A 26,162-nucleotide genomic window follows, 5' to 3' on the forward strand; every position below is an offset into this window, starting at 1 on the left:
TGGATCTATTTTTTGACACCAGCGATTAAAACATGGTGGCATTGATGAAGATGTTGTTTCTTTCATTTTGACCTAAAAACGTTATAATACAAAAATTATAACCTAATTTCTTTTATCGTTTTGTTTAAGTACCGTTAATTTATGGTGCAGATGTGACTAAACGAAATCCGATATGAGATGTACCCGTATCAGCAGATTCTGCTTCCCTTGCGGATGGACGAAAACGACTACAATAGTTTTTGGCACATAAATAAGAACCGCCTTTGATAACGTGTTTTACTACATTTGGATCACGAGGATCAAAACTTTCTTTTTCGTTACTAACGACGGGATTGACTTGATGAGATTTACTATCATGACCATAATGATAATAGTCTTGAGTCCATTCCCACACATTCCCTGTCATGTCATATAACCCATAACCGTTTGGGGAAAAAGAGCCTACTGGAGCAGTACCAAAATAACCATCAACTTGGGTATTTTTCACGGGAAATTCCCCCTGCCATGTGTTCGCTTTTTTGGGATTATAAGTATTACCCCACGCAAAAATTTTGTCTTTTAATCCTCCCCTTGCGGCAAATTCCCATTGGGCTTCTGTTGGTAAAGATTTTCCTGCCCATTTTGCATAGGCGATCGCATCATCATAAGCAACATGGACAACAGGATGATTTTCTTTTCCTTCAATAGTGCTATTTTGTCCTTGAGGATGTCGCCAATTCGCCCCTTTTACCCAATGCCACCAACTTAATTCACTGAATGGTTGTCCTTCAAGAATGGGTTGAAATACCACAGAACCCGGTGATCGATCTATCTCTGTTAATTCAGGGAATTGTGTTACAGATAAAGGGCGTTCGGCAATGGTAATATAACCTGTCTCCTCTACAAACTTCGCAAATTGTTGATTAGTCACTTCATAATTATCAATACAAAAATCTTTAACAGTAACTGATTGAGCGGATCTTTCTTCAGGAAATTCGTTATTTGCACCGATAGTAAAAGTACCTCCATGAATTTTTTTCATACCAGTTGAACAAGCCAAAACTGAGGGAATAAAGACGAAAAAAAGAATACAAACTATTGCGAATATAAAAAGAACATTTTTCATCTTCAGAACATAAACCCAATTACTGATCTTGCCTAAAAGGAATTAATATTTACTTAAGTATCAGCAAAGTATAAATATTTGTGGAAAATCTTTTCTTGCCATTTCGTGCCAATCTATAATTAAAAGATCCGTAAATACTCTGAGATTGTTTTCTGCTTTAATTGCTAATAATTGTTAATTTTTGTTAATTATTTATGACGAATTATGTACCTCTTTTACGAGTTTCTGCTTTAATTCCTTTTGTCGATTTTTTGCATAAATTAGGCACTCCTACAGAAAAACTATTAAGACAATATAAATTACCTATTTTTGCTCTCGATGAACCAAATTTCTTAATCTCTCGCCATCAAGTCTTTGATTTTTTGAAGAAAACAGCATATCAAGAAGGAATAGAAAATTTAGGGATTTTAGTCGGAGAAAAAACTCCTGTGGAATCTATGGGCATCTTAGGTAAATTAGCTTGTCAATCTCTTACTTTATATGATGCTATTTTTAAGGCTATTCATTTGGGAAATTTGTTTAATTCAGCAGAACATTTCTGGTTATTGGAAGATAAAGAAACCGCTTATTTTTGTCAAGAATTTACTAACTTAGGAAGTTTTGATTCTTCTCATCCCAGTCATTTTTCTTTACTATTAATGATGGATTTAATTCGTAAAGTAGCAGGAAAAACATGGTATCCCCAACAAATTACTCTACAAACTCCATTTAGTAGCTTTACGGATCATTATTTGCAAGAAGTTTTTATCAATAAAGATGTTACTATAACTTCCATCGCTTTTCCTCGCTCTTTTTTAGCCTTACCTTTTCCTCATGAGTTTAATTTATGTGAAGATCAAAAACATCAAGAATATGAAAAATTATCTCAATCTATCCCTTCTTCTCAATTTACTAACTCTTTGACACAGGCGATTAAATCTCATTTAAAAGAAGGTTATCCGTCTATTAATTTAGCCTCAGAAATTGCCAAAATGCCCATTCGTAGTTTACAAAGAAAATTAGCAAAAGATGGTTTAACCTATTCTCAATTAGTAACTCGTATTCGTTATGAAAAAGCCGTTTATTTACTACAAAATTCTCCTTTAAAAATTATTGACATTGCCTATGAATTAGGTTATGAAGATCCGGCTCATTTTACTCGTGCTTTCAAACGTTGGACAGGAACAAATCCTCATAATTTTCGTTATCATCAATAAATTGAATAATTATTTATTCTTAAATGAGAGAAAAAATGCCTCATTATGAAGATTTAGAATTTTGTCAATCTTTACACCCATAGCAAATGACAAGGTTAAAATTTGGTAAATTATTGGAGATAATTTCAGAATCTCACTAATAAATATCTTTTTTTTACTTATTACTTATTATTAACTAACAATTTTTATGTGAAACTAATTCCTTAAAAAAATTTAACTTTCCACAAAAATGCTTTGATTTGTTAATGTTAAACCAGTGTTAAGAGTAGTAATTTTTACCGATTGAATTAATCCTGTGCCATCTTCATCGAAGAATAAATCTCCGTTAGTATTATTGTAAATAAAGCGATGATTAGTCGTAGTTGCATTGCTACCAACAATAAAGCGATTTGAAGCTAAAATTGTGTTAGATGGTAAATCGGTGGCAAAACCTGAAGCAGAAATAACTATTTTATCCCCTTCAGTTATAGAAAAATCCGTGATTCTATCGATAATTTCATCAGTATTTTTAATGACAAATCGATCACTTCCTGTACCTCCAGTTAAACTGTCATTACCATTACCACCATAAAGGGTATCATTACCGCTACCGCCGATAATAGTATCATTACCATTACTTCCTAGTAAAATATCGTTATCGTTACCGCCAGTAATTCGATCATTTCCGTTACCACCGTTAATGTTATCATTACCAGCATTTCCCGTTAATGTATCATTACCGTTATAACCTCTCAAAGTATCTCCTAAATTATCACCTACTAAATTATCACCATTGATTGTACCTAATAATAAAAGTCCAGTATTGGTGTCATCATTGGTAATTGTACCTTTTCCTTGAGCATCACTAATAGTTGCATTAATAGCATTGGTAAGATTAACAAAGAAAGTTTCGTTAGGTTCAAAAATAGTATCTCCGTTAATTACGACAGTAATAGTTTTACTGGTTTCATTAATCCCAAAAGTTAAAGTACCATTTTTTGCTATATAGTCATTTCCTGCTGTTGCTGTACCGTTGGCAGTAGCATAATTAACGTTAATAGTATTATAAGGTGTCCCAGAACGAGTAACAGTAAAGATGATATTTTTTGTGCCGTTATTACCTTCAGTGATATTGACATCGTTAATAGATAAGGTGGGATTGCTCTCAATAGGTGCTATGGTTATAGTCTGATCTGAAAAAATTATTTTTTGAATACCATATAAAGTATCTATGCCATCACGGTTATTGATGCTATCGGTAATAGTAAAAACTCCTCGATTGCTGGTTAAGGAATATTCCGCACGAGTGCCAGTATAAGTAACAGTATCATCTCCTAAACCGCCGTAAATACTATCATTACCTAATCCTCCTTGTAATAAGTCATTACCTCTTTCACCAAATAAACGATCATTTCCGTTTCTACCTTGAAGGGTATCATTTCCTAAACCACCGAATAAATCATCATTATTATTTGTACCTTCGGTTAAAGAATTAGTAATAGTGGTACTAAAATTAAAGTCACTTGATAGTAGCTGATTAGCTCGAAATCCATTTACTTTGAGGCGATAAAAATAATCTCCATCAGATAACCCTAAACGAGTGGTAATTTGTGCTGTGCCAAATTCATCTTCTCCTAATAATATTTGAAGGGTAGTAAAGTCACTAATACCGATGGTAGTTAAATTAATTTTATCTTGACCTCGGACAAAATCTGTGACGATGTCTGTATCTTTAGTTAATGAAGAACTGATAAAATATTCTAAAGCAAATAAGTCATTACCAGCGCCACCGTAAAGAGTATCATTACCTAATCCTCCCTGTAATAAGTCATTACCTTGCTCACCAAATAAACGATCATTTCCGTTTCTACCTTGAAGGGTATCATTTCCTAAACCACCAAATAAATCATCATTATTATTTGTACCTTCGGTTAAAGAATTAGTAATAGTGGTACTAAAATTAAAGTCACTTGATAGTAGCTGATTAGCTCGAAATCCATTTATTTTGAGGCGATAAAAATAATCTCCATCAGATAACCCTAAACGAGTAGTAATTTGTGCTGTACCAAATTCATCTTCTCCTAATAATATTTGAAGGGTTGCAAAGTCACTAATACCGATGGTAGTTAAATCAATTTTATCTTGATTTTGGACAAAATCTGTGACGATGTCTGTATCTTTAGTTAATGAAGAACTGATAAAATATTCTAAAGCAAATAAGTCGTTACCAGCGCCACCAGTTAGGCTATCATTTCCTAATCCGCCTTGTAAAATATCATTACCAGCACCACCTATTAGGGTATCATTTCCTGATCCGCCTTCTAATAAGTCGTTACCTTGTTGACCTAATAAGCTATCATTACCATTCAAGCCTTGAATAGTATCGTCAGTAGATATTCCCGAAAGAGTGTCATTACCTGATGTTCCACTTATTATTTCCATAATTTATTATTATATTTGTATTTAGTTCTCAATTTTTGATATTTTTCAGGGAGTAATTATACTAGACAAAGTGAGTCAAAAAATGAGTTTTGTCGGTGAATATCCTTATTTTAAGAAAAAATTTTTTTTCATCTTCAGGATTTTTATCTTGTAATGAATTTACATTTTTGCAGTATCCTGATGAATTTATGTTTAATTTAAGTTAACCTCAAGTTTGTAATAGCATTGATTAACACCAATATCAAGTATGAGAAGGTTATTTGGTACTAGAATTTATTATTGACGAAACAAAAAAGAAGTATATTAATTATTAATCGCACCTTCAATAGTTCTTAAAAAGAAATAAGTATTAATATCCTTTTTTAAGCGATATAATTTAGCAGGACGTTTTGCATCTTGACGCATTTCTGTGGTTTCTTCTAAAATATCGGCTTTAGCTATACGACGACGAAAAGATTTTGTTTCTAAAGGGCGATGAAGAATTATCTCATAAACTTTTTGTAAGTCCCCTAAAGTAAACTTTTCCGCCATCAAGTAAGCTGGTAAAGAAGTATAAAGAACTTTATTGCGTAAACGTTCGATAGCTTGACGCAAAATTTCGGTATGATCAAAGGCTAATAATTCTTGTACTTGATTATTAATAATCGGCGACCATTTGATCTCATTTGTACCTTTCATAAGTTGAATCTTATTATGGGGTAATAAAGCAAAATAAACCGTAGTTACTGACCATCCCCTTGGATCTCGTTGTTTATTGCCAATAGTGAAGCATTGCTCTAAATAGGGCGTTTTTACTCCTGTTTTCTCCTCTAATTTGCGTTTTGCAGTGTCTTCTAAAGTTTCATCATTTTCTAAATCAATAAAACCACCTACTAACGCCCATTGATTTTTAAAAGGGTAGTTTGTACGTTTTACAATAAGAACTTGTAATTGTCCATCAAAAACCGTGAAAATTACTGTATCAACGGAAGTACTGGGGCGATCAAATATTGTAGGATCATAATTATCGAGAAAATCAGCTTCAGAATTATAGTGTGTTTCTATTATTGGTGATTTGTCATTTGTCATTGGTTAACTATTCATTATTCACTATTAACTAACTATTAACTATTCATTATTCACTATTAATTTTTCATTGATACGTTGACGAATATCTGCAAGGCGATAATCTTTAATTAGTTTACCATTGTCAAAAATAATTTGTAATGCACCTTGTTTTTCTTCTTCGGGAGTTTGTTGTTCATATAAGATATAAGTATTGTTTTCTTGTTCAACTCGGAGTAAACCTTTAGCTGATTTTTTTGTACCACTATCAGTTTTAGGATTTTTGAAAATATCTCGACGTTTACCATTTACCACACCGCTAGTTGCTTTCATGGCAAAACCAAAATTATCACGGGTAACGTATTGATAAGTGTATGAACCAATACCAAAAACGACATTACCTGAAGCAAAGCCTTTCATTTCTAACTGTTTCAAGATATTATAAGCTCGATCAAGAGTAATAGAATCACCATAAATTAAGCCAATGTGACTATCTAACATTTTATAGCCTTGATGGGTAATAGTACCGCCAAAAATCTCCCATAAACATTCAATCGCGCCTTTATATTCAGGAGTATTTTGAGGATAACTAGCATCTCCACAAATAATTTTAACAGGATCTCCGCTATCAGGACGAATAACTAATTTACCATCTCGTGCTAAGATTTTGTCTTTGAGAGTAACAGTATATTCGGTGATAACTTTCCAAAAATCCCACGTATCAGACACCACAGAAATAATGCCCATAGGATATAAATCTTCAATAAGTCGGCGAAATGTCTCTAATTCTTCCTCTTGCATTCCCATTGCCATGACAGAATGTTCCGTAGCGGGTACTGAAGTACCTATTATTTCTTGCTCTGCATTAGCATTATAATAGTTTTCTAATAAATCGATGGCTAATACCGTATCAGTACCACAAAATGAAGTTAAATGACCTGCTCCACTAATTATGGCATCTTGAATACCAGATAAACCTCGAAAAGAAAAATCATGACATTGAAAAGGAATAAAATCTAAAGGTGTTCCTGTTTTTATAGCATAATGTCTCATTAACTTTTTATATTGAAAAGCAGTGGTTGCCGAAGTTATGGGTTTCCATAGATAGCAAGACATCACCGATTCAATGTAATTGGTTAACCAGAAAAAATCAGGATGAGTATTGACTACCGTTAAAACTGGTATGCCAATGGGGATTAAACTTCCTTCTGGTAAGGCTTTAATTCTAAGAGGTAAATAACCTAAATCGTGAAGCGCTTCGATATGTTGTACAGAAATTGCATCTAATCCCAAGGAAGTATCCATGCGTCTTTTATAAGCAGAAACTACTTTATTTTTATCTAGTTTGAAGAAATTTTCCTGCCAACAATCCATTAAATAATCTTTGATGAAATACTGTAAACCGAAAAACACGATTTGAATATCATCTGAATCTAAAACTTTTGCTAAACGACCACTGCGAGGAGTAAAATTAGCATAAACTTGAGTTGTACCTTCAGGATATTGACGACGATGATCAGTTTTATAAAAATCGATAGCATTAAGGGGATTTATTTTCATGGTTTTTTCCTCTTGTAATAATTTTATAATTGTTGTATGATGCTTACGCTTCTAAATCCTCAATTCTGGAGACTTTTTTTGATTTATCCTCCAAAGTTGAAGGCAAATTTTCCCTCAAAATTCGAGGTAATATCGTCAAAAAATTGGTATCTTGTTCTTCAAGGGATAACATAGTGTGATAACAATAAATTTGACTAAAATAAGGGCGTAATGGCAATAATCCTTGAGAAAAAATACCGTGAGTAACATAAAGAGCGATTTCTTGAGCTTCTTTTTTTTGAAGTACTTTTGCTAACTCAATAAAAGTTCTACCACCGTCACAAATATCATCCACTATCAAAACTTTTCGCCCTTTAACATCATCATGAAAAGTGGTAGCTAGAATTTTTCCTGTTTTGGTATCACGGATTTTACTCCCACAAAAAACATCCGATAAACCTAGACGTTTCGCTACTTCCATCGTCTTTTTTTGCTCACCTGCATCAGGCGCAATCAAAACCCAATTTTCTTCTTGAAGTGTTTTTGCTAATTCACTTTTAACTAAAATATCTGCTTGGGTGATAACTTGACAATTATTTAGTAACGCTGGAGTGACATCTGAATGAGGATCAATAATCATGATGCGATCGCATTTCAAACTATTAATCAAATCTGCCATGACTTTAACACTTAGAGCTTCTCCTTGATTACAAACTCGATCTTGTCTAGCGTAAGGAAAATAAGGAATAATTAACTCAATACTTACCGTCGGCAAAATACGGGCAATAGCATCCACAGTAAGCAATAAAGCCATAATATCGTTAGCATTATGAAGAATTGCTTTAATAACAGTTTTTGGCGTAACTATTTCAGGCAATAAATTAACATGACATTCTCCTGCTGGAAAATTAAAGGTTTTGACGGGAAAATCATTCACTGATATAGACATTTTTTACCCTCCTTTTTTCTATAAATGGCTTTGAGCCTATAAACATATAATGGCATAGAGACAGTAATAATGTCAAGGGGATAAAAACAACCGAACTTTAAAAGGTGGATCACCGTATTATATTGTTAATCATACTTTTAAAACATCCTTTACAATAGAGGTTATAACTTCACTCAAGTATCAATAAAGGGAGATGACTTTTTATGAATGGAAATATTAGAGTCGGCAGTTTATTTGGAATTCCTTTTTATGTCAATCCTTCATGGTTTTTAGTTTTAGGGTTGATGACTTTAACCTATGGTACAGATTTAGCTTATCAAACGCAATTACCCGGCATTTTACCTTGGATATTGGGTTTAATTACTTCTTTACTCTTATTCTCTTCTGTTTTAGCCCACGAATTAGGCCATAGTTTCGTCGCTATGGCTCAAGGTATTGAAGTAAAATCCATCACTCTCTTTATTTTTGGTGGTTTAGCCGCCCTAGAAAAAGAGTCCAAAACCCCCGAACAAGCTCTCTTAGTGGCGATCGCCGGTCCTTTAGTAAGTGTGTTATTATTTGGGATATTTACGATCATCGGCTTAAATTTTACCTTACCTCTAGCCTTAAGTTTGATAATCTCATTACTAGCCATGATTAACTTAATTTTGGCAGTATTTAACATGATTCCGGGTTTACCTTTAGATGGTGGAAACGTCTTAAAAGCCATTGTCTGGAAAATCACGGGTAATCCTCAAAAAGGCGTTATTTTTGCAGGAATGGTAGGACAATTTTTCGGTTGGACTGCTATTATTATTGGTGCATTAGGTACATTAAATGTCATCGGTTTTGGTAACTTTTGGACAGTGTTTATTGGTTGGTTTTTATTGCAAAATGCAGGAAATGCAGCTCAATCAGCAAGAATGGAAGATAAACTGAATCACTACACCGCAGCAGACGCAATTTTGCCTGAAAGCCCTGTTATTAAAGATAATTTAACCTTAAGAGAATTTGCTAATAATTATGTTATCGGTAAACAACAATGGCGTAAATTTTTGGTTACGAATAATCTAGGTATTTTAATTGGTGTCTTAAATACAGATGACTTACGTTCAGTCTCAACTATGCTATGGAATGAAACCCTTGTCTCAGATTTAATGAAATCCAAAGCCGAAGTCAAAACTGTTATTGATAGCCTTTCTTTGTTAGAAGTTGCTAAAATATTAGAACAACAACAAGAACAAGAGTTAACCGTAGTCAAAGAAGATGGCGTAGTAGTAGGCTTAATTGAAAAACAAGGTATCATTAAATTCTTACAATCGAAAATAACTACCGCCATCAGTTAATAATAGGAATGAAGAATTGTAAACTATCAACTATCAATTATCAATGATCAATTATTATGAAGTTCTCGGAGTAAATAGTAATGCTACTCCAGAAGAAATCAAAAAAGAGTTTCGCCTTTTAGCTAGACGTTATCACCCCGACTTAAATCCAGGAAATAAAGATTCTGAAGAGCAATTTAAGCAGATTAACGAGGCTTATGACGTACTCTCCGATGACAAGAAACGTCAACAGTATGACATTCAAATTTTTGGTGTTGGTAAACGAAACTCCATTCGTCGAGATAATAAAAATAATTCTGGTTTTCCCTTTTCCCCCGATTTAGGAGGGTTTTGGGAAAATCTTAACAGTAATAATACTACAACTAGAATTAAAGCAGGTTCTTCCCCTTCATCTATTAGAGATTTTAATCCCAGCAATATTAAAACAGTTGTACCTCCTAAATCTCAACCTAAAGACATCGAAGCTAAGTTAACTTTACCCCTAGAAAAGGCTTATCAAGGCGGTAGAGAAAGAATTAAACTCGAAGATGGGCGATCGCTTGAAGTAGATATGCCACCGAGTATGTATCATGGACAAAAAATCAGACTTAAAAGACAAGGAATTAGGGGAGGAGATTTATATTTAAAAATATCTATTGCACCTCATAACTTTTTTAGCTTACAAGGAAATGAGATTTCCTGCGAAATACCTTTAACCCCCTCCGAAGCCATTGTTGGTGGTGCGATTGAAGTTCCAACTATTGACGGATTAGTAAAAATGAATGTACCAGCAGGGGTAAAATCAGGACAAAGATTAAAATTAGCAAATAAAGGCTATCCTAATATTCGAGGGGAAAGAGGAGATCAATTAATAATAATACAAATAGTTATACCAACTCAAGTTAGTGATGAGGAAAAGAAACTATATGAAAAAATACGGGAAATTGAACAATTTAAACCTCGTCAAAATCTAATTAAGGGTTACTGAAAAAATTTTTTCGTGAGTTAGGAGATAAAAGGAAACGGGGAGTTAGGAGATAGAAAGAATGTTGAATAGTGTAATAAGTAATAAATCAACTAAAAAAACTATATAACTTTGATGTTTACAAACTCATTATTTCAAACCTGATACTTGATACCTAAAATCTGATACCTTCAAATATTTCACTTTACGTCACATCCGTTATTGATTAAATTATAACATTGCTTGGCGATCGCCCAATCTTCTTGAGTATGAATAACTAAAATTTTGACATTAGAATCATCAGTAGCGATATTTGTATCAATAGATAAATTAAGATTTTTTTCCTTATCTAATTTCATAGCCAAAAAGCCGAATTTTTCGCAAACTTTTTCTCTGACGATGGAGGAATTTTCTCCCACCCCAGCAGTAAAAACTAAAACATCTAAACCACCAAGAGAAGGTAAAAAACTACTAATAACCTCTTGAAGGCGATGAATATAAATATCAAAAGCAAGTTTGGCTTGAGTATTTCCTTCTTCTATTTTCTGCAAAATTGTGCGTAAATCCGCCGAAATTCCTGAAACTCCTAACAATCCCGATTTTTTATTCAAAATTTCGTCAATTTTATCCCCATCGTAACCATATTTTCTCATAAAATAAGTCAAAATAGCTGGATCAATTGAGCCGCTACGACTACCCATCATCACCCCTTCTAAAGGAGTAAAACCCATACTGGTATTGATACTCACTCCATCTTTAATCGCCGTAATTGAGCAACCATTACCTAAATGACAAGTAATGATTTTCAAACTATTTAAAGGTTTATCAAGAATTTCTGCTGTACGTTGAGAGACATATTGATGGGAAATACCATGAAAACCATAACGTTGGATTCCTTCTTGATAATATTGGTAAGGAATGGGATAAATTTTAGCATAATCAGGAATAGTACTGTAAAAAGCTGTATCAAAAACCGCTATTTGAGGAATTTCTTTATCTATCTTCTCTATACTTTCAATACCTTCTAAATGAGATGGGTTATGATTAGGCGCTAAAAGTATTAACTCTTTTATCGTCGCCTTTACTTCCTCCGTGACAAAAGTTGCTTGATAATATTTTTTGCCACCGTGTACTACTCTATGACCTACTACAGTTATATCTGTTAATTGCTCCATAACTTTGGTTTCACCCTCAATCATGGTGTTTAACATAGTCTTAATGCCAGTTTGACGATTATTCATAGGTAACTCAAGGGTAATTTTTACCCCCTTAGCTTCCACTTTCAATAGTCCATAATTACTATTAACTGTCCAATCAATCATTGCTTCCCAAAGAGGTTGGGGAGGAAAAATGATATTTTTAAGAACATTAATATCATATAAAGAACTTTTTTGACTACTTGAACCAGCATTAAGAACTAATATTTTCATAGCTTAAATTGACGATTTCTGCTTTACTTTCCGTAAACGGCTGGATAAACTTCTAACAATTTCTAAAGCAAATAAAGGCGTTTCTTGTAATAAAAATAAAAATCTTTCTTTATTTAATTCCGCTATCTGACAATCAGTTTTGGCGATCGCTGTAGTAATTCGACTATGATCTAATTGTACTAAAGCACCTTCACCAAAGACATCATGTTCATGGATAGTTTCCACAACTTTATTATCTAACCATAATTCTACTTCACCTTTCATCAAAGCAAACATTTTGTCTCCTTTATCTGCCGCTTTAAAAATTACTTCTCCTGCTTTAAATTCTTGGGTTTTAAGGTGGTTAAAAAACAAATCAATAACGTCACTAGGTTCTAACATAATCTATTTTAATAAAGTATTAATGTTTTATTGTCTCAGATTGATTAACAAATAGCAATTTTAATAATTAAGGAGAGAAATTAAAGTTAATTATTATAGGGTAAAGAATGATATAAACGACTTGATAAACTTCTCAAAATATCTAAAGCAAATAAAGGAGTTTCTTGTAACAAAAATAAAAATTTTTCTTTATTTAATTCCGCTATCTGACAATCAGTTTTAGCTATAGCAGTAGTAAATCTAAGATGATTTAATTGTACCAAAGCACCTTCACCAAAGACATCATTTTTATAAATTATTTCCACCACTTTATCATTAAGAAATAACTCTACTTCTCCTTCTATTAAAGCAAACATAGTATTGCCTTTTTCTCCTTCTTTAAAAATAACCTCTCCTAAAGGAATATTTTTGATTTCTAAATGTTTAAAAAATAATTCTATAATTTTAGTTGTTTCTAACATAATCAATGGTTTAAGTTTTATAATTTAAGGTTAATAACTAATTTAATTTTTTACTATTAATTATTTCTAGTTAGATATTCTCTCATTTTTAATTCCATTTAGGGTTAAGATTTATTTAAGAAAATATTATTATTTCATTAACAAAAATTGTCGAGATAAATAATAAAAAATACTTTAAAATATTTTAATAGCAATCCCACTATGTAAAGAGTTAGACTAAAAAAAATGTTAGCTATAAGTTATTATATTTAAGATATAGTAAGATGTATTTCTCAATCTTCAACTACTCACTGATGATTTAAAGATTGCCATAGTCTAAGTATTAAAGTATTTAGAGATTATATATTTTAAAATTAATAAAAATAACTAATGATTTTTTGGATTCTTCCGTGAGTGTATGAGAATAAAGTAAACATACAATTAATTTTGCCTACTTACTAATTTAAACTTATATTTTTTCTTTAAAATAATGACTTTCAAACGTAGAGAATTTTTAACTTTTTTAGGAATTGGTATAGCCACTACTGCTTGTAACTCAGTTTTTAAATCTAATTTACAAGCAAAAACAGCTACTTCTAATAATATTAATTTTAGTACTTTTAAGCCTATAAAATATCCGATTCCTTTAGATATTAATAATGTTAACAGTCAACAACAAAAACAAATTTATCAAAGTTATCAAGTTGAAGATAATTTAATTTTACCCGATGGTTTTGACTATCAAATAATTGCCTCTTGGGGTGACAAAGTTGGGGATTCTCGTTTTGGTTATAATAATGACTATATTTCTTTCATCGAAACTAGCCCTAATGAAGGTTTTTTAGTGGTAAATTTTGAATATGTAAGCCCTAATCCTTGGTTAGAAAGTTATGAAATTGTGATTAATAAAACTCTCGATTTTCAAGTCTTAAATACTTTAACAGAAGCCAATAAAAATAAACAAAGTTTAAATATTTTTGCCCTTGTAGATGATAACCCTTTTAAAGCAAAATTTCAAGATTTTTTCAGTGAATTATTAATTGATCAAGGTGTTGGTATAATTTCTATTAAAAAAGATAATAATGGGCAATGGCAACGCACTTTTAGTAAAAATGATCGTCGTATTACTGGTATTTCTGGCTGGAAAGATAACCGTTATTTATCCTCTACAGGGGCGGCTACTGCTATATTTAAGAAAAAGGAAGTATTAGGCTATACCGATAACTTAGGTGATAAAATTATTGGCACTTTCGCTAATTGTGCTGGTGGCACTTCCCCTTGGGGTACAGTTTTTAGTGCAGAAGAAAATTTCCAAAATTATGTCCCTGAAGGTATCATGGCAGATGGTACTTCTTTACCTCCAGAATTTTTGCCTGTATCTGGTTTGAGTGGGCAAGGTAATCCTTTTGGGTTAGCGGGAAATAAATACGGTTGGATGGTAGAAATTGATCCTAGTAACCCCGATGACTATGGCACGAAACACACATGGTTAGGGCGTTTTCGTCATGAAGCCGTGACAATTTGGGCAGAAAAAAATCAACCTCTCGTATTTTACTCTGGATGCGATCGCACTGGGGGACATTTATATAAATTCTTGTCAAAAGGAAAGGTTATCAATCCCAGTGATAAAAAAAATTCCGAGTTGTTAAAAGATGGAATGCTATACGTTGCTAAGATGTCAACGGATGGTAAAGGAGAATGGATACCTTTAAAATCAGACACCCCGATAAATCCCATTGCCTTAGAAAATTTAGCAGGAGGTTTATTAACGATACCTAACCCTGATAGAAAAAAAGGATCATATATTGCAGTGGAAAATCAAGGAGAATTAGACGATTTTACCGCAAAATATCGCAAATTAGGAGATTTATATTTAGGTAGTGAAGAAGAGAGACAAGGAGCAATTTTAATCGATGCTCATTATGGCGCTAATATTGTTGGTGGTACTTGTGGCGCTCGTCCTGAAGATGTAGAATTAAGTCCGATAGATAAATCTCTAGTAATTGCTTACACGGCAGGAGTGGCAGGGAGCGAAGGAAGTCCCGATAAACGAATTTTCAGCGATAAAAATGGGAATATGTATCAATACGGCTGTTTAATGCGTCTTAGAGAAGATAATAATCAGCCTGATGCTATGACTTTTAAATGGGAAATCTTGGCAGTAGGTGGTGAACCTTCAAAAGGCGGTATGGGATTCGCTAACCCTGATAACCTCGAATTTGATGCTAACGGTGATTTATGGATGGTAACGGATATGCCGACAGGTTTACAAAGTCAACCTTCAGACGGTAAACGCAATTCTATCGCCCCTTTAGGTAATAACTCCTTATGGTATATTCCTTTATCAGGAGAAAATGCTGGAAAAGCCTATCCTTTTGGGATTATGCCTATGGAAGCCGAAGGTACAGGTATATATTTTACCAAAGATCAGCAAACTCTCTTTTTATCAGTACAACATCCGGGAGAAAAAAACGGCATAAGAAAGAGTATGGAAGAGAAAACATTAGATATATCGATTTTAACCACAGAAGGAGAGGAATTTGCTCAAAAAAGAACTATTCCTCAAGGCTCAAATTGGCCTAATTTACAACCTAATCAACCCCCTAAACCTTCTGTAGTAGCAATCATGAAAAATTAAGGCTCAACCCATCTACCGTCAGCTTTAATTAAATTAATTAATTCCGTTACTCCTTCGGTTTCAGGTACTTTTTTTATTTCTTCCTTACCACGATATAAAGAGATAAAACCCGGTTGTTTGCCTACATAACCATAATCAGCGTCGGCCATTTCCCCTGGCCCGTTGACAATACAGCCCATTACAGCTATATCTAAACCTGTTAAATGCTTAGTTGCTTCTCTGACTTTATGTAAAACTTCTTCGAGATTAAATAAAGTACGTCCGCAAGAAGGACAAGCTACATACTCCACCATAGTTTTACGCAATCCTAGAGCTTGTAATATACTATAACAAACAGGAATCTCTTTCTCTGGGGCTTCCGTTAAAGAAACTCGAATGGTATCCCCGATGCCGTCGGCAAGTAGTGTGCCGATTCCAGCAGTAGATTTTATGCGCCCATATTCTCCGTCTCCTGCTTCGGTAACGCCTAAATGTAAAGGGTAATCCATACCTAATTCATCCATGCGTTTTACCATTAAACGATAAGCAGATAACATCACGGCTACACGAGAGGCTTTCATGGAGATAATTAAATTACGGAAATCTAAAGACTCACAAATTTTAATAAATTCAATGGCAGATTCTACCATACCTTGAGGAGTGTCTCCGTAAGTAAATAGCATTCTTTCTGCTAAAGAGCCATGATTGACACCGATACGCATAGCTTTACCTTGATCTCTTAAGGAAATTACTAAGGGTTCAAGGGTTTCTCTAATTTTATCCCCAATATCATTAAATTCTGTGTCTGAATACTCAATACGGTCATTTTTCGGTTTTTCAAAGACATATAAACCGGGGTTAATACGCACTTTATCAACGTGTTTGGCTACCTCAAGGGCAATTTTCATGCCATTATGATGTACATCAGCAACTAAAGGCACTGGTTGATAAGTTTGCTCTAATTTAGCCTTAATTTCACCTACTGCTTTAGCATGGGCAAGACTTGGCACTGTCACCCTCACAATTTCGCAACCAATTTCATGTAAACGACGAATAGCCGCCACCGAAGCATCAACGTCGAGGGTGTCTTCATTAATCATTGACTGCACCACCACAGGATTATTCCCACCAATGGTGACATTTCCTATTTTTACAGGGCGAGTTTTACGTCTATGAATACTACCGTCAAATAAATTATGATCAGAATTAGTTATAGGTTTATCAATAGTTTGCATCGTCTTCCCTCAATGGTTACGATTATTTTCACTTTAATTTTACAGTAATTGGCTATCATCAGTAATCCGTAACAAAACTACAAGACAAAATTTCTCATGGTTTAACGGTATTGAGGCGAACAATAAGCCGAATCTTCGCAAGGTAAAGTATTGATGAAGTTAATCATTTGATAAAGACGGCTAAATTTTCTCGGTTGCAGATAAAAACCAATACTTGGTAAAAGGGCAGTTTCTGCTTTTTCTTTTCCTGAAGTCGGTATTTTCTCAATTTTTCCCGCTATTAATATATCACTGAATTTGTCGTTTAATTGTTCAATTTGTGTAGCGGTTAAATCATAATTCAATCTCATCACAAATAAATCTTTGACATAGCGACAGGAATGATAGACTCGATAAAATTCTTGGATAACTTTACAAGCGGTATCCACATTATCGGTGATAGTATAAATTTCCGTATCTTCAGGTTGAATATAGCCATTTTCGAGAAGATGATCACAAATATAATCATGCCAACTTTTCCAATAATTACCGTCTGGTTTATCCATTAATATCAAAGGAATAGGAGGTTGTCTGCCTGTTTGACACAAAGTTGTGGTTTCAAATGCTTCATCTTGAGTGCCAAATCCTCCGGGGAAAAGTACAATACCATCACTTTCTTTTAAAAAGAATAATTTACGGGTGAAAAAATATTTAAAACGAATTAATTTAGGATCATTTTCGATAAAAGAATTCGCCGATTGTTCAAAGGGTAATTTTACATTTAAACCAAAAGATTTTTCTGCCGTTGCCCCTTCATTCCCCGCTGCCATAATACCTCCACCCGCACCAGTTAAGACCATAAAACCTAACTTAGTAATTTCTTGAGCAAAATCTCTGGCTAACTTATATTCTAAAGCATCTGAGGAAGTTCTAGCAGAACCAAATATAGTAATTTTTCGATAATGAGTATAGTTTGAAAAAACTCGAAATCCTTTCTCTAAGTCTTTTAAAGTAGCAGTTAAAATTTTCCACTCTAAGGTATCTATTTTATTCTTTTTAACAATTTTTGCTAAAGTTTTTAAAGATCTTTTTAACCATTTATTACCATCATAATTAGGTAACTTATTTAACAAACGCTGAATATTTTTTGCTTGATAAAAATAACCTTTCTCATCAGATACTAACAAAGATATTTCTCCTTATTTAGACAAAAGTTGATCGAAATTTGATGACATTATCATAATAATCAATTAATGACTGTTACATCTTCTTTTAAAGATCTAATTTACAATTAATTCCTATAAAAAAACCCCCAAATTGGGGGCAAAGAAACTTCCTTTTAAAGATGTTTTTCTAAAGTGTTGGCTAAAGTAGTTTTAGGCACTGCACCTACTACCATTTCTTTTTTTTCTCCATCTTTAAATACCATCAGGGTAGGAATGCTACGAATTCCATACTGACTAGCAATTTGAGGATTTTCGTCAGTGTTAAGTTTTACCACTTTGACTTTACCTTCATATTGTTGAGCAATCTCTTCGACTACAGGTGCAACCATACGACAAGGACCACACCAAGGAGCCCAAAAATCTACCAACACAGGAAGTTCACTTTCTAAAACAACTTCTTTAAAATCCGCTTCTTTAACTTCTGTCACTTCCGACATTTTGCTTATTCCTTACTAGATTATTTGCATTTAAAATACTATCAGATTTTACCATAGCAAATATTTGATCTCTTGCTCTCAATTATTTCTATAAGTTTACATAGTTTGACTTAAAAGCCTTTTTATGATAAAAAAAGAAATCCGCCCTTACAATGTAAAAGCGGTTTATGGTGTGAGGAGTGAACGGAAACTTTGTCTCCGTCATCTTTTATTCTAGCTTACTTTTTATGGTGATAGAGAGACTTTGACAAGAAGTTTGATTATTCTATTAGTAGTTAAAATTCTTCTTCATTTACTAAACCTCTCATTTTAGCAATGCCTTTTTTGATTCTTCGAGAAACGGTAATAACACTAACTCCCAGTTTTTCTGCGGTTTCTTTTTGGGTTAAATCTTGTAAAAACACAAATTCTAACACTTTACGAGTGCCGTCTTCGAGTTGACATAAAGCATTATTTAACCTGATTTTATCTTCTTCGGCTAATTGAAAACTACGATACTGATTATCTGGTAAACAATCTACTAAAGCATTTTTATTATCATCATCATTAGTGGTAGAATCTAGGCTAATAGGTTCTCTATTTTGATGGGCTAATTTGACCTCTTGCCATTCTTGTAATGATACCCCTAATTCTCTTGCAATTTCTATATCTGTAGGTTGACGATTTAATTTATTTCTTAAGTCTCTAACAATACTATTTGACTGATTTTTTAATTCTAAACAACGACGAGGAATACGAATAGAATATCCTTTATCTCTAAGATAATGTTGAATTTCCCCTCTTATATAGGGTAACGCAAAAGAACTAAAAGCAAAACCTTTTTCTATATCAAATCTTTCTATGGCACGAATTAAACCCATACAACCTACTTGTAATAAATCGTCATAATTCTCTTGACACTGATTTATCCAATGACAGACTTCTTTTCTTACTAATCCTAAATTTAACTCTAAAATTTGGTTACGGATTTTCAGATTTTGATTTTGTTGGTAGAGAGAAAATAATTGGTTATTTTCAAGTTTATATTCGGAAGATGTTTTATTAGCCATAGTCTTAAGTTACTCTTGAGAGAGATAAAAGGCGGATAATTATATTAATTTTATAAAAAATTCTGAATATTTATTTTTATCATCGTTATGACTTCATTATATTTGATAAAGTCTCCATAAAACAACAGGGTATTTACTGTATTTTTATCTTAAGGATATTCTATTTTCATTATTTACACGGATAAACTTTTTATCATTAATATTTAATTCCTTAATGTTTTTGATAACTATGGATTATTGTTAATGTTTGTAATCAGGATAAAATATAATTCTTACTTAGTTTGCAGGAAATATTAGTAATAAGTGATTCAAACTTATTTTAAATTGATTTTTCTTCTTCTCTCTATCAATGATTTGTATTTTTAATTCACTATGACGTTAATCCGCTTTGTCTTTAATCTTAGATATTATTTATCTATGTTGATTTTTATTAAGTTTTTTAACTAATTTGTATGACTATAAAAAACAGTTTCTTTGATTATAAACGAATTTTTTTTGATGGTTGGTCTAATTTTTATGATGTAACTTTTACCACCATTTTTTATCAAGCTATTCATCAACGATTATTAGAATATGTCACTTTACCACCAAAGAGTTTAATTTTAGACTTAGGTTGTGGCACGGGAAAACTACTTAATCGCATCGGGGATAAATTTCCTGATATAAAAGCCATCGGCGGTGATTTATCTTCTCAAATGTTACGTCAAGCCAGAAAAGGAAATCGTCATCATCCTCGTTTTATTTTTACGGTGGCTAATGCCTCTCAATTACCTTTTGCTAATCATCAATTTGATGCAATATTTAATACTATTAGTTTTTTACACTATCCTAATCCTGAAATAGTATTTCAAGAAATTGCTCGTGTTTTAAAACCTCAAGGTTATTTTTATTTAGCTGATTATTTAGGAAATAATAATAATAATTTATTACCTTTTACCCCCGGTGGTATTCGTTTTTATAATCAAGAAACTAGAGAAAAATTAGGGGAAAAAGTCGGTTTAATAGTCGTTAATCATTATTATCTTTTTAGTGGAGTAGTGTTAACAATTTTTAAAGTTAATTAAGTTCATCGTTTATAATTAAAGTTTATTAATTCTTGTTTAATTGAGATATATGTCTTTTATTTTAATCAAAGGCACTTTTCACGCTATGGGTTATTCTCCTGATGGTGATTCCATTCGTTTTAAAGCTGATAATCTTGAAAATTGGTCAAAATTAATCGGTATTCCTCCAGTATTAAATGAATTTAATCATGTACAAATTCGTTTGATTGGTATTGATAGTTTAGAAACTCATTTTCGTCAATGTAAACAAAGTATAAAATGGGCGTTAAGTGCCTCAGATTTTTTATTAAAATATTTAGAAATTGATGAGGTAAAATGGCATGAAGATAAAAATATAATTATTAAGGCAAAAGATAATATTCAAGGTTTTATTTTAGCAAAAAAAACAGATCAACATGGCCGCCCTTTAGCATTTGTTTTTAAAGGTACAATTGATGCTAAAGATGGTGATATTTTATTTTTACCTATAGATTTATTCTTACATTCAGTTAATTATCAAAGTCTTTTATATGGCGAATCTTACCCTACTTATTATCGTGGTTTAGCACCTACTTTAAGAAAAAAAATGACTCATGCTGTTAATTTTGCCAAAAAAGAAAATAAAGGAGTTTGGGAGTTTGATTCTACGAATACTGGTTTTTATGTTTGGGATTTATTTGATGAAGAAAAAAACATGGTTATTTTACCTAAATTATTTCGTCGTCTTGTGAGTTATTTAGAAATTAATCAAGAGTTAGAAGGTTTTAAAAATTCTTTAGTAAAATCAGAAAAAGTGTTAATTTTACCTTCTCAAACTAAGAAAATTTTTCGTGATATTATTATTCAAGAAGATACAATTTTTAAGTTATCAGAGTTACCAGAAAACTTAGTTTATTTATAATTATTAATTACCTATCGTTATCCTACTAAACCAAAATAATAATAAACAAAATAAAGCTAAAAAGTCATAAATACTTAATTTTAATTGATGCCATTGTACTTGATGTTGATTTGGTGTCGTAAATCCTCTTACTTCCATAGCGATCGCAATTTGCTCTGCTCGTAATAAAATATTAGCTAATAATTTTTCGGCAACAATTAACCAAATTTTTAAACCTTTTTTGATACCTAATTTTTTCCAGTTTATCGCTCTAGTGCTAATTGATCTAATTAAATTCTGGATTTCTTCTAATACTAAAGGAATAAATCTTAAAGCTAAAGTTAAAGTTAAAACTATCTCTGTAATCGGTAATTTAAACTTCCTTAAAGGTGATAATAATTCCTCTATTCCTGCTGTAATTTGTTCTGGTGCAGTGGTTAATAAATATAAATTACTACTATAAATTAAGGTAAAAAGTAAAGTACTAACTCGAATCGCTAAGTCAAAAGATCTTCTTGTAACTGTTAAATTACCAATTTTGTACAAAACATATTGATAATCCGTAGGTTGAGTAATAATAATATCACTGGTGGGTAATCGTGGTTGATAAGTAAGATTAAATCCATCAGGGGAAAAAGATGTCATGACAAATACCACAAGAGATAAAAATAATAACCAACTCATCTGTTTTTTTTGTACCCGCCAAGGAATCAAGGCTAAACTGGTGATGATAATTAAAAATAAGACTAAAAAAATGCGCCAGTAAGGATTTGATAGTAAAGGAGTAAGAATAAGACTCATTAACCATGCTAATTTTACTCTAGGATCAAGTCTATGTAGCCACGTTAAAGGTTTTTCTAAGTATAATCCAATGGGGAGTGATCGTAATAAATCCATAAATTAATTGAAAATTGAGAATTAAGACTTACTGATCAATCATTCATTGTCAATGGTTAACTGTCAATATTTTGTTTCTATATCATAGTTTGAGACTTTTTCGTAAATTATGCAACATTTTTTTACATTTAGTCGCTGTAAACTAGAAAAAACCATCAGAGGTGAAAGAAAATAAGATGACACTCAGAAAAAAAATTCAACTCAAAAAGTTAGAGTCAATTCAAGGAGGAATGTCTCAATTTTATACTCCTCAATGTAGTCATGAAACTATGTTAGTGCAAATACCACCTCAAAGTATCGATGATTTATTTGTACATCATTTTCAAACAGATCAATTATTAGTGGTAAAAGGTAGTTTTGTTTTAGTTATTTTACAAAATAAGCAATATCAATATCTACATTTAACCGAAGATAATCCTCAAGTAGTAACAATACCGACAGGAATCCCTCATAGTGCCATAAACTTTAATCGCAAACCTTGTTTGTTAGTAAATGCAGTGTTGCGTCATGGGGAAACTCATCCTAAAGATTACCAACCCATAAAAAAACCTTTTCCTTACGATTTAGATAAGGTGAAACTGCTATTTCCTTCTTTAACTATTTCTATTTAAAATCAAAATTTACCTTATTTGATATAGTAAACTACTAATCAATAAATACTAAATAGTAAAAGTAATATTTTGGATAATCGCTTAAGTCTCAAACAAAAATTATTATCAGAAATTAAAAAACTCGCTCAACATCGTCAAATTAATCCTGAATACCCCATTACAGATTTAATGTTATTCCCCTCAGAAAGTAATAAAATTGAGGAAATAACCACAAAATTAGAGGGCTTTAATCCTTTTTATAAGCCTTTATTATATGGAGTTAATTTACTAGATGGAATTTGGCAATTACATTATTCTACGGCCAGAGAAATTCGCTCATTAAATAAGTTACCTTTAGGTTTTAAATTACAACAAGTTTATCAAATAATAGATACTCAAAAAGCCTCTTTTTTTAATATTGCTTTTGTGGAACATTCTTCTAAATTAATTAACGGATATGTTAAAGTAACAGCAAGTTTTAGCCCTAAAATACCAGAAAATGAAACATTACCTAATGATATAATTAACGTTAATTTTGAAAAAAGATTTCTTTCTATCCAAAAAATAGCAGGAATAAAAACAAAAATTTTAGATCCTTTTAAAGTATTTAATGCTCGTAATCCTCAAGGAAGAATACCTAGTTTAAAAATTACTTATATTGATGAGAATTTAAGAATTGGTAGAGGTGGTGATGGAAGTTTATTTATTCTTTCTAAACAACAAAAAATGGTTAATTAAAATTAATAACTAATTATAAAATCACTATATTAACAATCTTTAAATTATTTGGAAATATTAAATGTAATACTTGAAATCTAACTAATTATAGCTAACGGCTGATTCCTATATTAGTAAACTTGATGGCGAATTTTACCATTAAACTTGACATTTGATAAATAGTTGATATACTTTCTTCATCATATACTATCAAGTTCATTACTTTTTTGACTTAATTCATAATCTTTTTGTGTGAATAGAAATAATTTAGTCATTTTAAAGAATATTAATTTATTCTCAAAACTTGATTATCTATCGTCAATTTTTTTAAATTTTTGTGTCTATTTTTAAACTTAATTCTCTCAATTCTGAAACTGTGTCACCTAAATATCCATCAGGGAATAATGCCCCAATTTTAGCATTAAAAGAGTTAGTAGCTAGTTTACAAAGAGAACAAAATAAAATTCAGAATTTACTAAGTTCTTTAAGTTTTGCGTTGCGTAGTTTTAATAATTTGAATCAGTTTTTAGAGTTAACTCCCTTAATGGTAGCTAGAGTTACTGATGCTGATGGTGGTGCTTTAATACTCTATAATGCTGATCATCAAATCACTTTAGAACAAATTTATTGTCAAAATAGTCAATTTCGAGAGCAGATTAATCATTCTTTTCAAGTTGTTGTTAAAGATATTAATAGTTATCCTAAAAAACATAAAAAAAATCCCCACATTTTTCCTCATATTGATTGTTTTTCTACTTTTGTTCAAAATAAGTTTAAAGAACAACTTTCTCCTCTTTTTAAAGTTTTTAGTACCCCTATTTTAATTAAAAATATTGAAAAAGGACGATTATATATTTTTAGTCATGATTCTGAATTTTTATGGACACAAACTCGTAAAAAATTAGCTCAATTAGTAGCAGATCAAACCGCCGTAGCCATTGCTAATCATGAATTAACCGTCGAATTGAGATCAAAAGAACGACAAGATCGAGAATTAGAAATCGCCTCAGAAATTCAATTGAGATTACTACCTCGAAAATGTCCTACCATCAAGGGTTTAGAAGTGGCTGCTAAATGTGAGACAGCTAATCGTGTTGGAGGGGATTATTATGACTTTATTCCGATGAATTATGATCAATGGGATGAAAGTACTGCACAAATACCTAATGCACCTTGTGAACCTTGGAGTATAGTAATTGGAGATGTTATGGGTAAAGGTGTACCTGCTGGGTTAATTATGACTATGACGAGGGGAATGTTACGAGCAGAAGTATTAAATCGTCATTCTCCTGCTAGAGTATTACAGCATCTTAATCGAGTAATGTATGCAGATTTAGAAAATTCTCATCGTTTTGTTACTTTATTTTACTCTGAATATAATCCCCAAACTCATATCTTACGCTATGCCAACGCTGCTCATAATCCTCCTTTACTATGGAGAGAAAAAACAAAAAAAATTACTCGACTAGATACCGAAGGAATGTTAATTGGTTTAGAATCTCATTCAAAGTACGAAAATAGTTCTATTAAGCTACAGTTAAATGATACTATTCTTTACTATACCGATGGTTTGACCGATGCTGTTAACCAAAATAATCAAAGATTTGATGAAGATAATTTACATCTTTGTTTTGATTATGCTTGTCAACATTATACAAAAGCAGAAGAAATTCTCAATTATATTTTTCGAGAAATAAAACAATTTATCGGATTTGGTCATCATAATAACGATGATATGACTTTAATTGTGGTTAAGTTTAATCCTAATGATTCTATTGTCTGTGCCTATTGAATTTTTGATTGTAAATCTTCAGATAACCAAGAGTAGTATTGTGGATAAACTGGTAAACGGGGTTTTAATTGCCAAAGTGCTTTATTTAACGTTTGATGGAGATTTTCTAAGGTTTGATGGTGATAATCTGGGTTTACCTCATCTTTTGGCACAATTCCCCCTAAATCTCTCACTCCTAATTCAATACTCTTTAATAAAAGTTCTTCATTATTGATTAAATTTGGTGGTATTTGCAAGGTGATACTTTCGGGTAAAATTTTTCTAGCTATGGCAATTACTTCTAAAATTTCTGCGTTACTAACAGACTCTTTCTGTAATTCTTCTTGACTTCCTTGAGAATAGGGTTGTAAAATTACTTCTTGAATATTTCCCCATTTTCCTTGTATTTTGGCGATCGCCAGTAAGCTATCAATACGATCTTGAGAAGTTTCGCCGATACCTAAAAGAATACCAGTAGTAAAAGGAATACGCAACTCTCCAGCCCATTCTAATTGTTGTAACCTAATATCAGGGATTTTGCTCGGCGCATGACGATGAACTGTATCTAATAGATTAGGGTTTAATTGCTCTAACATCAAGCCCATGGAAAAATTAACTTCTTTTAATAAAGACATTTCCTTAAAAGTCAAAATCCCTACATTGGTATGAGGAAAAAATCCCATAGATAAAGCTAATTGCGCTAAATCATATATCCGTTGTAACCATAGTTGTCTTCTTGTGGAATTAGGATGAACTTCTCCGCTTAAAATTAAAATTTCCGTGATTTTCTGATTTTGAAGACGACTTAAGATATTTTTAGCCTTATCTAATTCTAACCAAGGACTTTGATGAGGATCTGTTCTAAAATTACAATAGCTACAACGATTAAAACATTCATAGGTCGGTACAATGGTAAAAGCTGGGCTATAAGTGATTATTTTCGACATT

23 protein-coding genes are annotated in these 26,162 nt (G+C 32.0%); 9 read left to right on the forward strand and 14 right to left on the reverse strand.

What is annotated here, in order from left to right; all coding sequences use genetic code 11:
- Nucleotides 1-139: 139 nt before the first annotated feature.
- Nucleotides 140-1,021: a formylglycine-generating enzyme family protein gene (locus tag ACEW8E_RS05290; RefSeq protein ID WP_373479296.1), complete on the reverse strand. Its 882-nt coding sequence runs from the start codon at nt 1,019-1,021 to the stop codon at nt 140-142.
- 278 nt (nt 1,022-1,299) lie between these two features.
- Here ACEW8E_RS05290 and ACEW8E_RS05295 point away from each other — a divergent pair, with 278 nt between their 5' ends.
- Nucleotides 1,300-2,301, forward strand: a complete 1,002-nt coding sequence (locus ACEW8E_RS05295) for a helix-turn-helix domain-containing protein (RefSeq protein WP_373479297.1) — start codon at nt 1,300-1,302, stop codon at nt 2,299-2,301.
- Between the two features lie 213 nt (nt 2,302-2,514).
- Here ACEW8E_RS05295 and ACEW8E_RS05300 read toward each other — a convergent pair whose 3' ends face one another.
- From ACEW8E_RS05300 to prs, 4 genes are all read right to left on the reverse strand, one after another.
- Complete coding sequence (locus ACEW8E_RS05300; RefSeq protein ID WP_373479298.1) at nt 2,515-4,722, reverse strand: Calx-beta domain-containing protein; 2,208 nt, start codon at nt 4,720-4,722, stop codon at nt 2,515-2,517.
- A gap of 303 nt (nt 4,723-5,025) precedes the next feature.
- Nucleotides 5,026-5,790, reverse strand: coding sequence for an NUDIX domain-containing protein (locus ACEW8E_RS05305; protein ID WP_373479299.1), 765 nt, complete (start codon nt 5,788-5,790; stop codon nt 5,026-5,028).
- A gap of 39 nt (nt 5,791-5,829) precedes the next feature.
- Nucleotides 5,830-7,326 (reverse strand): nicotinate phosphoribosyltransferase, encoded by a 1,497-nt coding sequence (locus ACEW8E_RS05310; protein ID WP_373479300.1) that lies wholly within the window; start codon nt 7,324-7,326, stop codon nt 5,830-5,832.
- A gap of 43 nt (nt 7,327-7,369) precedes the next feature.
- The gene (gene prs, locus ACEW8E_RS05315; RefSeq protein ID WP_373479301.1) at nt 7,370-8,254 is read right to left on the reverse strand and encodes a ribose-phosphate diphosphokinase; all 885 of its coding nucleotides are present in this window, start codon (nt 8,252-8,254) and stop codon (nt 7,370-7,372) included.
- Nucleotides 8,255-8,457: 203 nt separating this feature from the next.
- On the opposite strand from prs, the gene ACEW8E_RS05320 reads away from it, so the two are divergent.
- Together ACEW8E_RS05320 and ACEW8E_RS05325 are read left to right on the forward strand one after the other, a co-directional pair.
- Nucleotides 8,458-9,579, forward strand: a complete 1,122-nt coding sequence (locus tag ACEW8E_RS05320; protein WP_373479302.1) for a site-2 protease family protein — start codon at nt 8,458-8,460, stop codon at nt 9,577-9,579.
- 43 nt (nt 9,580-9,622) lie between these two features.
- Nucleotides 9,623-10,546 carry a DnaJ C-terminal domain-containing protein gene (locus tag ACEW8E_RS05325; protein ID WP_373479303.1) on the forward strand — a complete coding sequence of 308 codons (924 nt, stop codon included), beginning with the start codon at nt 9,623-9,625 and terminating at the stop codon, nt 10,544-10,546.
- A gap of 176 nt (nt 10,547-10,722) precedes the next feature.
- On the opposite strand, the gene ACEW8E_RS05330 is transcribed toward ACEW8E_RS05325, so the two are convergent.
- The 3 genes from ACEW8E_RS05330 to ACEW8E_RS05340 all read right to left on the reverse strand — a co-directional run bounded on the left by ACEW8E_RS05330 (nt 10,723) and on the right by ACEW8E_RS05340 (nt 12,794).
- Nucleotides 10,723-11,952 carry an acetate kinase gene (locus tag ACEW8E_RS05330; RefSeq protein ID WP_373479304.1) on the reverse strand — a complete coding sequence of 410 codons (1,230 nt, stop codon included), beginning with the start codon at nt 11,950-11,952 and terminating at the stop codon, nt 10,723-10,725.
- A 3-nt stretch (nt 11,953-11,955) separates the two neighbouring features.
- Entirely contained in the window at nt 11,956-12,333 is a 378-nt protein-coding gene (locus ACEW8E_RS05335) for a cyclic nucleotide-binding domain-containing protein (RefSeq protein ID WP_373479305.1), read from the reverse strand.
- A gap of 86 nt (nt 12,334-12,419) precedes the next feature.
- The gene (locus ACEW8E_RS05340; protein ID WP_373479306.1) at nt 12,420-12,794 is read right to left on the reverse strand and encodes a cyclic nucleotide-binding domain-containing protein; all 375 of its coding nucleotides are present in this window, start codon (nt 12,792-12,794) and stop codon (nt 12,420-12,422) included.
- Between the two features lie 469 nt (nt 12,795-13,263).
- Here ACEW8E_RS05340 and ACEW8E_RS05345 point away from each other — a divergent pair, with 469 nt between their 5' ends.
- Complete coding sequence (locus ACEW8E_RS05345) at nt 13,264-15,411, forward strand: PhoX family phosphatase (protein WP_373479307.1); 2,148 nt, start codon at nt 13,264-13,266, stop codon at nt 15,409-15,411.
- Here ACEW8E_RS05345 and ispG read toward each other — a convergent pair.
- From ispG to ACEW8E_RS05365, 4 genes are all read right to left on the reverse strand, one after another.
- Nucleotides 15,408-16,625, reverse strand: a complete 1,218-nt coding sequence (ispG, locus tag ACEW8E_RS05350) for a (E)-4-hydroxy-3-methylbut-2-enyl-diphosphate synthase (RefSeq protein ID WP_373479308.1) — start codon at nt 16,623-16,625, stop codon at nt 15,408-15,410. The genes ACEW8E_RS05345 and ispG overlap by 4 nt on opposite strands.
- A gap of 101 nt (nt 16,626-16,726) precedes the next feature.
- Nucleotides 16,727-17,791: an LOG family protein gene (locus ACEW8E_RS05355; RefSeq protein ID WP_373479309.1), complete on the reverse strand. Its 1,065-nt coding sequence runs from the start codon at nt 17,789-17,791 to the stop codon at nt 16,727-16,729.
- A gap of 152 nt (nt 17,792-17,943) precedes the next feature.
- A complete protein-coding gene (gene trxA, locus ACEW8E_RS05360) occupies nt 17,944-18,267 on the reverse strand; it encodes a thioredoxin (protein WP_373479310.1) in 324 nt (107 codons plus the stop codon).
- Nucleotides 18,268-18,542: 275 nt separating this feature from the next.
- A complete protein-coding gene (locus tag ACEW8E_RS05365; RefSeq protein ID WP_373479311.1) occupies nt 18,543-19,316 on the reverse strand; it encodes an RNA polymerase sigma factor SigF in 774 nt (257 codons plus the stop codon).
- Between the two features lie 452 nt (nt 19,317-19,768).
- Here ACEW8E_RS05365 and ACEW8E_RS05370 point away from each other — a divergent pair, with 452 nt between their 5' ends.
- Together ACEW8E_RS05370 and ACEW8E_RS05375 are read left to right on the forward strand one after the other, a co-directional pair.
- Complete coding sequence (locus tag ACEW8E_RS05370; protein WP_373479312.1) at nt 19,769-20,380, forward strand: class I SAM-dependent methyltransferase; 612 nt, start codon at nt 19,769-19,771, stop codon at nt 20,378-20,380.
- A 49-nt stretch (nt 20,381-20,429) separates the two neighbouring features.
- Complete coding sequence (locus ACEW8E_RS05375; RefSeq protein ID WP_373479313.1) at nt 20,430-21,260, forward strand: thermonuclease family protein; 831 nt, start codon at nt 20,430-20,432, stop codon at nt 21,258-21,260.
- Nucleotides 21,261-21,263: 3 nt separating this feature from the next.
- Here the strand turns inward: ACEW8E_RS05375 and ACEW8E_RS05380 are convergent, their stop codons facing one another.
- A complete protein-coding gene (locus ACEW8E_RS05380) occupies nt 21,264-22,136 on the reverse strand; it encodes an energy-coupling factor transporter transmembrane protein EcfT (protein WP_373479314.1) in 873 nt (290 codons plus the stop codon).
- Nucleotides 22,137-22,312: 176 nt separating this feature from the next.
- Between ACEW8E_RS05380 and ACEW8E_RS05385 the strand changes: the two genes are divergently transcribed.
- The 3 genes from ACEW8E_RS05385 to ACEW8E_RS05395 all read left to right on the forward strand — a co-directional run bounded on the left by ACEW8E_RS05385 (nt 22,313) and on the right by ACEW8E_RS05395 (nt 25,235).
- Nucleotides 22,313-22,747 carry a dTDP-4-dehydrorhamnose 3,5-epimerase gene (locus ACEW8E_RS05385; RefSeq protein WP_373479315.1) on the forward strand — a complete coding sequence of 145 codons (435 nt, stop codon included), beginning with the start codon at nt 22,313-22,315 and terminating at the stop codon, nt 22,745-22,747.
- A 69-nt stretch (nt 22,748-22,816) separates the two neighbouring features.
- Nucleotides 22,817-23,464, forward strand: a complete 648-nt coding sequence (locus ACEW8E_RS05390; protein WP_373479316.1) for a PAP/fibrillin family protein — start codon at nt 22,817-22,819, stop codon at nt 23,462-23,464.
- Nucleotides 23,465-23,819: 355 nt separating this feature from the next.
- Entirely contained in the window at nt 23,820-25,235 is a 1,416-nt protein-coding gene (locus tag ACEW8E_RS05395; protein ID WP_373479317.1) for a GAF domain-containing SpoIIE family protein phosphatase, read from the forward strand.
- On the opposite strand, the gene cofG is transcribed toward ACEW8E_RS05395, so the two are convergent.
- The gene (gene cofG, locus ACEW8E_RS05400) at nt 25,229-26,161 is read right to left on the reverse strand and encodes a 7,8-didemethyl-8-hydroxy-5-deazariboflavin synthase subunit CofG (protein ID WP_373479318.1); all 933 of its coding nucleotides are present in this window, start codon (nt 26,159-26,161) and stop codon (nt 25,229-25,231) included. The genes ACEW8E_RS05395 and cofG overlap by 7 nt on opposite strands.
- Nucleotide 26,162: the final 1 nt, after the last annotated feature.

The organism is Geminocystis sp. (genome assembly GCF_041753295.1).
GTDB lineage: Bacteria > Cyanobacteriota > Cyanobacteriia > Cyanobacteriales > Cyanobacteriaceae > Geminocystis.